General features: G+C 62.8%; 12 protein-coding genes, 1 pseudogene and 1 riboswitch. Of the genes and pseudogenes, 6 read left to right on the top strand and 7 right to left on the bottom strand.

Annotation, left to right across the window (positions count from 1 at the left end; genetic code table 11):
* Positions 1–882 (bottom strand): annotated as a pseudogene (locus J0I64_RS20695) (hypothetical protein); the annotation flags it as partial.
* A gap of 145 nt (positions 883–1,027) precedes the next feature.
* A complete protein-coding gene (thiB, locus tag J0I64_RS20690; RefSeq protein ID WP_291411838.1) occupies positions 1,028–2,032 on the bottom strand; it encodes a thiamine ABC transporter substrate binding subunit in 1,005 nt (334 codons plus the stop codon).
* Between the two features lie 68 nt (positions 2,033–2,100).
* A riboswitch (TPP riboswitch) is annotated at positions 2,101–2,202 on the bottom strand.
* A gap of 33 nt (positions 2,203–2,235) precedes the next feature.
* On the opposite strand from thiB, the gene J0I64_RS20685 reads away from it, so the two are divergent.
* Both J0I64_RS20685 and J0I64_RS20680 read left to right on the top strand, forming a co-directional pair.
* Positions 2,236–2,925: a thiamine diphosphokinase gene (locus J0I64_RS20685; protein ID WP_291411836.1), complete on the top strand. Its 690-nt coding sequence runs from the start codon at positions 2,236–2,238 to the stop codon at positions 2,923–2,925.
* A 79-nt stretch (positions 2,926–3,004) separates the two neighbouring features.
* Entirely contained in the window at positions 3,005–3,247 is a 243-nt protein-coding gene (locus J0I64_RS20680; protein ID WP_291411834.1) for a hypothetical protein, read from the top strand.
* Between the two features lie 78 nt (positions 3,248–3,325).
* Here the strand turns inward: J0I64_RS20680 and rpoH are convergent, their stop codons facing one another.
* Positions 3,326–4,195, bottom strand: a complete 870-nt coding sequence (rpoH, locus tag J0I64_RS20675; RefSeq protein WP_291411833.1) for an RNA polymerase sigma factor RpoH — start codon at positions 4,193–4,195, stop codon at positions 3,326–3,328.
* A 236-nt stretch (positions 4,196–4,431) separates the two neighbouring features.
* Complete coding sequence (locus J0I64_RS20670; protein WP_291411832.1) at positions 4,432–5,460, bottom strand: RluA family pseudouridine synthase; 1,029 nt, start codon at positions 5,458–5,460, stop codon at positions 4,432–4,434.
* On the opposite strand from J0I64_RS20670, the gene J0I64_RS20665 reads away from it, so the two are divergent.
* Positions 5,459–5,812 carry a DUF6476 family protein gene (locus J0I64_RS20665; protein WP_291411830.1) on the top strand — a complete coding sequence of 118 codons (354 nt, stop codon included), beginning with the start codon at positions 5,459–5,461 and terminating at the stop codon, positions 5,810–5,812. The two genes, J0I64_RS20670 and J0I64_RS20665, sit on opposite strands and share 2 nt — an antisense overlap.
* Before the next feature lie 93 nt (positions 5,813–5,905).
* Here J0I64_RS20665 and J0I64_RS20660 read toward each other — a convergent pair whose 3' ends face one another.
* Both J0I64_RS20660 and J0I64_RS20655 read right to left on the bottom strand, forming a co-directional pair.
* Positions 5,906–7,075, bottom strand: coding sequence for a hypothetical protein (locus J0I64_RS20660; RefSeq protein ID WP_291411828.1), 1,170 nt, complete (start codon positions 7,073–7,075; stop codon positions 5,906–5,908).
* A 182-nt stretch (positions 7,076–7,257) separates the two neighbouring features.
* Positions 7,258–7,830, bottom strand: coding sequence for a DUF1134 domain-containing protein (locus tag J0I64_RS20655; protein WP_291411826.1), 573 nt, complete (start codon positions 7,828–7,830; stop codon positions 7,258–7,260).
* A 127-nt stretch (positions 7,831–7,957) separates the two neighbouring features.
* Here J0I64_RS20655 and J0I64_RS20650 point away from each other — a divergent pair, with 127 nt between their 5' ends.
* The 3 genes from J0I64_RS20650 (at position 7,958) to J0I64_RS20640 (ending at position 9,676) form a co-directional block, all read left to right on the top strand.
* Positions 7,958–8,425, top strand: coding sequence for a YHS domain-containing (seleno)protein (locus tag J0I64_RS20650; protein WP_291411823.1), 468 nt, complete (start codon positions 7,958–7,960; stop codon positions 8,423–8,425).
* Positions 8,426–8,493: 68 nt separating this feature from the next.
* Entirely contained in the window at positions 8,494–9,204 is a 711-nt protein-coding gene (gene chpT, locus J0I64_RS20645; RefSeq protein WP_291411821.1) for a histidine phosphotransferase ChpT, read from the top strand.
* A 100-nt stretch (positions 9,205–9,304) separates the two neighbouring features.
* The gene (locus J0I64_RS20640; protein ID WP_291411819.1) at positions 9,305–9,676 is read left to right on the top strand and encodes a PleD family two-component system response regulator; all 372 of its coding nucleotides are present in this window, start codon (positions 9,305–9,307) and stop codon (positions 9,674–9,676) included.
* 84 nt (positions 9,677–9,760) lie between these two features.
* On the opposite strand, the gene J0I64_RS20635 is transcribed toward J0I64_RS20640, so the two are convergent.
* Positions 9,761–10,428 (bottom strand): DUF6596 domain-containing protein (locus tag J0I64_RS20635; protein ID WP_366933770.1); only part of this gene is annotated, 668 nt, incomplete at its 5' end.

The following is a 10,428-nucleotide window of genomic DNA, read 5'->3' as shown; positions in this document are numbered from 1 at the left end:
GATCGCCGACATGAGCGTCACGCGCTCGGTGATCGCGGCGAGGAAGCCGAGCCTGCTCACGGCCTCGAACGAGTAGGCCTCGGCGACCGCGACGACCGGCGTGCTGGCTGACGCGAGCAGGATGACGATGGCACAGACCGCGATCTGGGTGAGGGCCAGCCGCACGGCCCCGACAAGGTCGAAATCAAGCCGGACGGCTGTATAGATCGCCACTTCCAGCGTTTGGTTGGCCGGCCCGCCGCCGAGCAGCAGCACGATCGGGAAACTGGTGAAGGCCAGAAGGAAGATGATCGCACCAAGGCCGGGCAGGCTCGAGCGCATGGCTGGCCAGTCGATCAGCGCGAAACGCTGTGGTGCCGAAAGCGCCAGCGATTGGCCGACCTTGAGCCGCGCGGCCGGAATGGCATCGAGCCGGGCGAGGAGAATGCGGGCGGCAAAGGCGCCGTCGAGAATTACATGGGCGAGCAGAATGCCCGAAAGCCCGAAGGCGGGGTTGCCCAGCGAAAAGCCGAACAGGGCTTCGCTGGTCTTATTGATCCAGCCATTGCGCCCCCAGATCGAGAGCAGGCCGAAGGCAACCACCATGCCCGGCGTGACGATGGCGGCGGCAAAAAGGCCGACGACGAGGTCGCGGCCGGGAAACCGCAGCCGGTTGAGCGCCCAGGCGAGGGCCATGCCCACGGCGAGCGACAGGACCGTCGTCAGGCCCGCCTGGATGCTGGTCATACGCAAGAGGTGCGGGATATCGACGCGCGACGCGCCGCTCGGCTCGGTCGCTGCGTCGAGAATGGCCCAGAGCACGGCGACGATGAGCCCGGCAATGGCAATGGCGAGGAGGCTCGCCACGCCGATCCGGGCAGGGCGCGGGGGCAGGGTCAGCATTGTCCGCCCCACAAACCAGCGGAACCCGTCCCCATTGCTGGGAGGGCTGGGGAAGAGGACGGGAGCGAGGACGGTGTCGCCACCCCGACCCAACCTCCCCCATGACGGGGGAGGCGCTGCATCGTGATCGTGCCTTGCATTCTGCTTACTGTACGGCCGCCAGCATCTCGTCGATCCAGGCCGAGGAGTGGGCCAGGATGTCCTCGTCGCTGAGGTGCAGGGTCTTTGCCGGCTGCGGCAGGGTCGCAAAGGCGGGGTTGAGATCGGCACCGAGATCGACCACCGGGAACATCCAGTTGGTTGTCGGAATGATCTTCTGGCCTTCAGGCGAGGCGAACCAGGCGAGGAACTGCCGCGCCAGATCCTGATGCTTGGAAGACTTCAGAATCCCCGCCACTTCGATCTGCGGATAATGCCCTTCCTCGAACAGCGCCGCCTTGATGGTGTCGTCGCCGTCTTCGATGATGTGATAGGCTGGCGAGGTCGTATAGGAGAGCGCCATGTCGGCCTCGCCATTGAGGAAGAGCGAATAGCTCTCGCTCCAGTCGCGTGTCACCGTCAGGATATGGGGCTTGAGACCCGCCCAGATTTCACCGGCGCGATCGCCATAGGCAGCCTTGATCCAGAGCACGAGGCCCAGGCCCGGCGTTGCCGAGCGCGGGTCCTGCACCACGATCTTGAAATCGTCCGGCATGGCGATCAACTCTTCGAACGACTTGGGCGGCGTTGCCGTCCGGTCGGTGTCGTACATGAAGGCGAAGTGCGAATAATCGAACGGCACGAATTGCGCGTCGGTCCAGGCTTGGGGCAGGGCCAGCTTGTCGAGCGTCAGGCCATGGTCGGCGAAAAGGCCGGTGGCGCGGGCTTCCCCGGCGATGGCGGTGTCGAGGCCGACAATGAGATCGGCTTCGGTCGTTGCGCCCTCGAGCTGCACGCGACGCAGCGTGCCGATGGAACTATCCGCGGCAACCCAGTTGAGCTTGCAACCGCAGACCGGCTCGAACGCGGCCGAAAGCTGCGGGCCGGGGCCCCATTCGGCGGCAAAGCCGTCATAGGTGTAGATGGTGAGCGTGGGCACGTCCTGCGCAGCGGCAGAACCGGCAGACAATCCAAAAAGGACCGCAAGCGCCAGATAAGTGGATTTGACCATCTGGTCATCCCTTCAACGGTTGCGGCCATGGGAGAAGGGTATGTGTCAATGGTAGAAGCGCGAAAAGGCGCCCTTGCCATCTCGAACTTCCTCCGCCAGCATGACCTGGTTCAGGTTCAATGGGTAACTCTCAGCTCCGGAAGATTTCCAGAACACCCCAGCGAGACGGCTCGGACAATATTGAGAGAAATGTGACAGTGCAAGTGACTTCAGAACGCGGCCCGAAAGCGCTGCCGCTGGTCTTCGACCGACCCCTCGCCATTGTCGGCGGCGGCACGGTGGACGGGGCTTTGCTGCGTGAATTGGCCGCCAGGGGCGTAGCCATGGTCGGGGCCGATGGCGGCGCCGATACGATCGATGCGGCCGGCCTTTTACCCGATGCCATCATCGGCGATCTCGATTCCCTGACGAATCGCGCCGCCTGGGAAAGCCGCACCCGCGTCATCCATATCCCCGAACAGATCACCACCGATTTCCAGAAGGCACTCTATTCGACCGAGGCTCCTGTCACCCTGGCGCTCGGGATGACCGGCAAGCGCCTTGACCACACGCTCGCCGCCCTCAGCGCCGTGCTGCAATATGCCCCGAGCCGCAAGCTGATGCTGATCGACGAGGTCGATGTGGCCCTCGCCGTCACTGGCTGCGTCTCGTTCGAGGCCGGGCCGCGCGAGCGCGTGTCCATCCACCCGCTGGTCCCCATTCGCTTCGTCCGCTCGACTGGACTTCTTTATCCCATGGATGGGCTCCTGCTGGAGCCCGGCGGTTTGATCGGCACGTCCAATGAGGGGGTAGGGGCCCGCGTCGAGGTCGAGCCCGAGGACGATACGCCATGGCTGCTGATCCTGGGTCGTTACCGCCTGTGGGATCTGGTGGAACGAGGTGGCGCTGGGTGAACGGAGGCTGAATTATCGTTTCAGCGGCAGGTCAGAGATGGATGGGCATGGTGTGGACATCACAACATGAGGTTTCGAAATGTCCATTAAGTCATTTGTCGTCGCCTTTTCCCTGGTTGCCGGCCTTGGTCTTTCCGTTGGCGTTGTCGAGGCAGCGCCGATGTTCAAGCCCGGCCAGCAAGTCAGCCTCAACCCTCAGCCCCTGCCGCCGAAAGAGGCGACGGCGCTCAATCCGCAGCCCTTGCCACCGGTCGCAGCGAAAGCGCTAAACCCCCAGCCGCTTCCTCCCAAAGAAAATGGCCTGTTCAACGTTCGGCGATAGGCGTCGGGCAGGGATGAGACTGGCAAATAAAAAGGCCGTCCCAGCGGGACGGCCTTTTTCTTTGAATGCTGGCTTGACCTAATGGGCCCGCGAAGCCTGCTGCACGGCTTCCTGCACCTTTTCAAAGGCGCGGACTTCGATCTGCCGGATGCGCTCGCGGCTGACGTCATACTGCTGGGCCAGTTCCTCAAGCGTCGCGGGATTATCCTGCAGGCGGCGAGCCTGGAAGATGGCGCGTTCGCGTTCGTTGAGCACGTCCATTGCAGAGTTGAGCAGGGTCATGCGCTCGTCGAACTCCTGGGTTTCACCCAGGCTCGTTTCCTGGTCCGGCGTGTCATCGACCAGCCAGTCCTGCCATTCCGACGAACCCTCGTCTGCCCGCATGGGCGAGTTGAGCGAGGCGTCGCCCGAAAGGCGGGCATTCATCGACACCACATCGTCTTCGGTGACGTTGAGCGTCGTTGCGATCTGCTTGATCTGGTCCGGATGCAGGCTGCCATCGTCGAGCGCTGCGATCTGTCCCTTGACCTTCCTCAGGTTGAAGAACAGGCGCTTCTGGGCGGCCGTGGTGCCGATCTTAACAAGGCTCCACGAACGCAGCACATATTCCTGAATGGCCGCACGAATCCACCACATGGCATAGGTCGCCAGGCGGAAGCCCTTTTCGGGCTCGAAGCGCTTGACGGCGTGCATGAGGCCGACGTTGCCCTCGGAAATGACTTCCGAGATCGGCAGGCCATAGCCACGATAGCCCATGGCGATCTTGGCGACGAGGCGCAGGTGGCTGGTGATCAGCTTCTGCGCCGCGCCTGGATCGGCGTGTTCCTTGTAGCGTTTGGCCAGCATGTATTCTTCATCGGGTTCCAGCATGGGAAACCGGCGGATCTCCTGGAGATAACGGCTGAGGCCGCCCTCGGAAGAGAGAACGGGAAGATTGGTTTGGGCCATGGACGCACCCCCTTTCTTATCCCCCGCATTGCGCGGGCGGAATAATCTCCCCCTGTCCAGTCGGCACAGGTGAAGACGCACCGCCATATATAGGCGGCAGTTTGGCGATTTTAAGAGGCAGAAACGTCATCCAACGTTACAAATTGGATAAGGTTCCCGCCTGCATTTGTCTCGCCTATCAGGATTACGCGCCAATAGCCCTTTCGGTTCGATCACCCTTGGGTGATCTGCCGGGCCTAGCGCGCGAAAGCCTTGTCAAATGGCTCGAGCGCATCCTGCACCGCCTGCAGGTCGTCCGGCAGGTCCGCCTCGAACATCATTTCTTCGCCCGTCACCGGATGCTCGAAGCCGAGTTCGGCGGCGTGCAGGGCCTGGCGGCCCAGGGCGCGCACGGCGTCAGCCAGCTCTTCGGGCAGGCGATTGACCTTGGTCGCAAAGCCCGATGCATAGACCTGGTCGGCAACCAGGGGGTGGCCGATATGGGCCATGTGTACGCGGATCTGATGGGTCCGCCCGGTTTCGAGTTGGCACTGGATGCGGGTAATGTCCCAGCCTTCGCCGCCATAGCGGGCTTCTACGGAATAGTGGGTGATTGCCTCGCGGCCATCCTTGCGCACGGCCTGTTTCAGGCGATTTCCAGGGTCGCGGCCGAGCGGGGCCTCTACCGTGCCCATGGCGCTCTGCGTCGTGCCCCAGGCGAAAGCGATATAGGCACGGTGCAGCGGACCGGTCCGGCCATGGTCGGCGAATTGTTCGGAGAGGTGCTTGTGCGCGCGTTCTGTCTTGGCGGCGACCATGACACCCGAGGTGTCGCGGTCGAGCCGATGCACGATGCCCGGGCGCTTGACCCCGCCGATGCCCTTGAGGCTGTCGCCGCAATGGAAGATCAGCGCATTGACCAGCGTGCCATTGGGCGAGCCAGGAGCCGGGTGCACCACCATGCCCACCGGCTTGTTGATGACGATCAGTTCGTCGTCCTCATAGAGAACGTCGAGCGGTATGTCCTCGGCCTGCGGTTCGGGATCTTCCGGGGGTGGGGCAAGAAGGACGATTGTCTCGCCGGCCTTCAGACGATATTTGGGTTCGCTGACGGTCTTGCCGTCGATGGTGACGGCGCCTGCAAGGATCAGATCCTTGATGCGGCTGCGGCTCAATACGTCGTGTTCTCTAGCGAGCACGGCGTCGAGGCGGCCCCCGGCATTGGCTTCATCGACGACCAGCTCGACTGGCTCGCCCTCGAATTCTAGATCGGTATCGTCCGCCATGAATGATCCTGAAAAGTCCGACAATACGGCCTTTGCCGACGAGAAAGAACTTTCGCCGGAGGCCACTGCCGCTATTGGAAAAGCACGCCGCTCGGCGGGTTTCGCCATGGGCATCATGTTGCTGGGCTTTATGGCGGTTGGTTTCGCGATTGTCTATCGCGTCATGCGCGACGCGCCGCCCCCGACGATTGCCGCCAGCGTCATCGTACCGGCCGGGTCCGAAGTGCTCTCCTCGCTCACCGTCGATGGCACAATCCAGGTGACCTATCGCGCCGGTGGTGCGGTGATGCTCGCCGTATTCGACTCCAAGACCGGCGAACTGCGCCAGAGCACCGAGATCGCCACGCAGTAGTTTTACGCCCACTATGTCATGATGCTCTGAGAAGTCGGCCGCGGGACCACCGAATTTGCCTTTGCGAATTCGGTTGGGGTGAGGGGGCCTTCCCTAGCGTCCCTGAATTTCCCGTAGCGCGGCAAGGCGATCCGATACCGAGCCGCGCCGGTTGTTCTCGGCGTTCGGCGGCTCCAGCGTTCCCATGGTTTCCCCGTCATCGGCAAAGCGCTGCACGCGATCGAAGAGGCTCTCCTCGGGATTGTCGTTGATCGGGGTGTCGTGGTCCACAGCATAGACCAGCCGGCTGACGCTGGCGGCGATGTCGTTGAGTTTTTCGCGCAGGTGCGCTTCCTCGAAGCGCTCGGTTTCCCAGTCCGCCAGGATCGAGGATTCGACATTGGCGACTTTGCCGCGCAGGCGCTCGACCTCGTCTTCGAGGCTGAGCTTGTCGGCCAGCAATTGCTCGGCCCGGCCATTGCTCTTGGCGACGGCTTCGCTCGATTCAGCCAGGAGCGCGTTGAGCCGGTTCTCGGCACTCGCCATGCGGGCTTCCGCGGCAACCAGCGCTTCGGCGTTTTCTTCCTCGCGCGCATCGCGCCGGGCAAGGGCATCGCGCATCTGCGCGATGGCGGCCGTCGCCTCGGAAGAGCGACGATCGGAATTTTCCAGCCGCTCGATCAGGCTGTGGGCCTGTTCCTCAAGAAAGGCCGCGCGCTTGCGCTCGATGGCGAGCGAGGCGCTGAGGCGATCAACGTCATGGTCGTAGTCGCCGCTGAGGTTTTCTCCGCCAGTCGCTTCCGGAAAGCCTTCGCGGAGGCTGCCGCGCAGGGTCTCGATTTCGTCCTGGCGCACTTCCACGTCGCGGTCGCGCATGCGCAGCCGCTGGGCGAGGTCGGTGCCTTCCTTCTCGAGCTCGATGATGCGTGCCCGCAGGTCCACCTGGCGGCTTTCCAGCTCGGACACCACGGACATGTGCTGCTCGCGCTCGGCTTTCAGCGCGCCGAGGTCGGTGCGCTTCTGGTTTACATCGCTCAGCTGCTCGGCGAGGCGCTTGCGCAGCGTCTCGACATTCATTTCCAGCCGGCGGGTCGAGAGCGCGAATTCGGCGCGCAGCTGGTCCTTGTCGGCGCGGAATTCGGAAAGGGTGATCGGGGTCGCGGCCTCGATGCGGCGCTTGGTCAGGCGCACCGCCCGTTTCCACACCGCCGGCATGATGATGAGCGCGATCAGCCCTGCTACCAACAGGCCCAGCGCAAAATACATCATGTTCTCGATCAGCATCGCGCATACTCCGGCCGCAGTGCAGCCCCGGCAAAGCCGGTTCGTCCTAATCCGATTTAGCGCTCAGGTTTTACCCTGGCCATCTCCACAGAAGATTAACCCTAACGGCTTTGGGACACGAGTCACGAAAAAGCCGGGGACAAAGCCCCGGCTCCAATACACTTTTTCTGGACCGACAGCGGTCAGAAGGGGTTCCAGGTGGGCTGGTTGGTGAAGTTGAGATAGCCCACATTGATGCCCAGACGCGCCCCGACGCCAGAGCGGATCGGGACCACCACCACATTGCCGCGCTTGGTCACGGTCATACCGAGACCCCCGATGACATAGGCAGAGCCATCGACGCCCGGATAGCGTCCGAGAATGTCCTGAATGGTCTGCAGATTATAGACCAGCATCATGACCTTGGAGCCATCGCCGCCGACGTCGAAACCGATGCTGGGACCCTGCCAGTAGATCGAGAATTCACCGGCATTGCGGGTGTAGAGCTTGCCCTCACCATATTTGGCGCCGATGAACAGCGCGCCACCGGCTTCCTCACCAAGGATATAGCCATTGGGCAGGCCGAACTGGCTCACGGCCTTTTCAACGACCGAGGCGAGGCCCTGGCTGGCAGAGCCGAAAAACTGATGACCGCTTTCGACCAGTTCGGCCCCGGAATAAGTGTCGCTCAGCGAGCCCTGGGCCAGGGCGGGCACCGCGGCGGGCAAAGCGAGCGCCAGCAACAGGGCGCCGATTTTGGCCAGGCGTTTCAACATTGATCCATCTCCCATGGCGGCTCAGCGTGGTTACGAGGACATTAAGGTCTTTGCGGCAAATTTGCCGGCGACGACGTGCCGATCCTGGGTTTCGATCATGCAGCAAACCTCTAAACAAATCTTAACCATGTTTGCCGTGGTCCTGCCGCTTTTCGGGCTGTTTTCCGCCCATTTTGCCCCGAGCTACGGCCAGTCGGTGGTCAGCTACATCACCACCGACCCGCTGACGGGCATCGCCATCGGCGGCATGGATCCGGTGTCCTATTTTACCGAACCGGCCCCGCTGCCGGGCAAGCCGGAATTTGAATTCTACTGGATGGGCGCGCCCTGGCTCTTTGCCAACGAGGCGAATTTTGAGATCTTCAAGCGTCATCCGGAAATCTATGCGCCCCAATATGGCGGCCATGGGGCCATGAGCATGGCGCGCGGCTTCGTTTCGGATTCCGACCCGCGGCTATACACAGTCTTCAAGCAGCGCCTCTTCTTCTTCTATTCCGCGGCCAATCGCGAAGCCTTCCTGCTCGCCCCTGATGCAGCGGCGCGACGCGGCGCCGAGAATTGGCCGACATTGTCCAAAAACCTATCGACGCAGTAGTGCTGGCCCGCGCGGCCCATTATCTTCCCAACACTGATTCACCGCCCCGGCGGAAATGGAGACCTAGGATGACCGATATCATTGAGCTCAAGGCAACGGACCTCGCCGCAATGCTGTGCTCGCGGGTTTGCCATGACCTCATCAATCCCATCGGCGCCATCGGCAACGGGCTCGAAGTGCTCGCCGATCCCAGCCAGGCGGAAATGTCGGAAGGCGCGCGCGACCTCATCGCCAGCGCTGCCAAGCAGAGCCGTGCCAAGCTCGAATTCGCCCGCCTTGCTTATGGCGCTTCCTCGACCGCCGGCACCGATATCGACACGCGTGAATGCGAGCGCGTCGCACGCATCCTGTTCGATATCGAAAAGGCCGATCTCGACTGGCAGGTGCCGCTGATCCTGCTGCCCAAGCACAAGGCCAAGCTCCTGATGAACATGCTGCTGATCGCAGCCGGTTCCGTGCCGCGCGGCGGCCTCGTCACGGTCAAGGTCACCGGCGCCGCCGGCGAAGAGAAGTTCGAATTCAATTCCAAGAGCGATCCGGAAAAGCGCCAGAAGACGCTGATCCCGTCCGGCTCCGCCGGCCTCCTCTCGGGCATGCCCGAAGAAGGTTCGGTCGACGCCCGCGGCATTCAGCCGTTCTATACCGGCCTTCTTGCTCGCATGACCGATATGGAGCTCGATATCGGCATTGAAACCGAGGTCTTCTTCTTCACCGCCATCCCCAAGGCCAAGGAAGAAGTCGTGGCAGAAGAGGCCAAGGCCGAAACGGCCAGCGAATAACGGGCTGTGCGGTTGGCGGGAAAGTTTCTTTTTCGCTAACCATTCCCAAACCAGTTGCCGCGCATAGTTCGGGCAGCGCCTGTCTGCCCGGAGCTTTGTCATGCCTTCTTGCCTGATCGTCGACGACTCCACCGTCGTGCGCAAAGTGGCGCGCCGAATTTTGGAAGACCTCGACTATTCGGTCGAGGAAGCCGAAGACGGCGAGGAAGCCTTCGAGAAGTGCAAGGCCGACATGCCGGACGCGATCCTGCTCGACTGGAACATGCCGATCATGAGCGGGCTGGAGTTCCTGAAACTCCTGCGCGCCTATATCGGGGGGGAAAAGCCGCGCATCGTCTATTGCACGGTCGAGCACGACATCGGCGCCATTGCCCTTGCCCGCAAGGAAGGCGCCGACGACTACATGCTCAAGCCTTTTGACCGCAACAGCCTCGAAGCCAAGTTCGACCTGAGCCGCCTCGAACCGGTCTGACACCGCTCCCTTGAGGCGCGCAAAACTCCAAACGGCCGTCAGTGCCAGGCTTGTCCCGGCAATCCATGTTGCCTCCGCGGGGGGCTACCCCGCGACCTCCGCGGCCCGCCCTAGCAGGTAGGCCTTCTCCCGTTCGTTCCGGGTCAGCTCTGCTGCGCGCCGAAAATCGAGGTTGGCCTCGGTGTGCCGCTCGAGCTTCCGCAGCAGGTCGCCGCGCACCCCATAGAGCAGGTGGTAGTTTTCCAGCATTCCGCCCGCGTGAATGGCCTCGACCAGCGGCAAGGCGGCAGCAGGGCCTTCGGCCATCGAAACCGCCACGGCGCGGTTCAGTTCCACCACGGGCGACGGCATGATTCCCACCAGCACGGCATAGAGCGAAGCAATCCGCCGCCAATCCGTGTCACCAGCCCGCCGCGCCCTCGCATGACACGCGGCAATCGCGGCCTGCAGCGCATAGGGCCCGGCAACGCCGTTGAGCGCGTTGACCCGATCGAGCCCTGCCAATCCACGCCGGATCATCAACTGGTCCCACAGCGCCCGGTTCTGGTCCGGCAAGAGGATCGGCTCGCCCTTGGCATTGATGCGGGCATTGACCCGGCTATGCTGGATTTCCATCAGCGCCAACAGGCCATGCACCTCGGCCTCTTCCGGCATCAGCCGCGCCAGAATGCGGCCCATGCGCATCGCCTCTTCGCAGAGCTGCGGTCGCATCCAGTCTTCCCCGGCGGTCGCCGAATAGCCCTCGTTGAAAA

Source organism: Devosia sp. (assembly GCF_017307565.1).
Lineage (GTDB): Bacteria > Pseudomonadota > Alphaproteobacteria > Rhizobiales > Devosiaceae > Devosia.
Note: the sequence above shows the minus strand (reverse complement) of the source record. Positions and strands in the feature narration are given on the sequence as shown.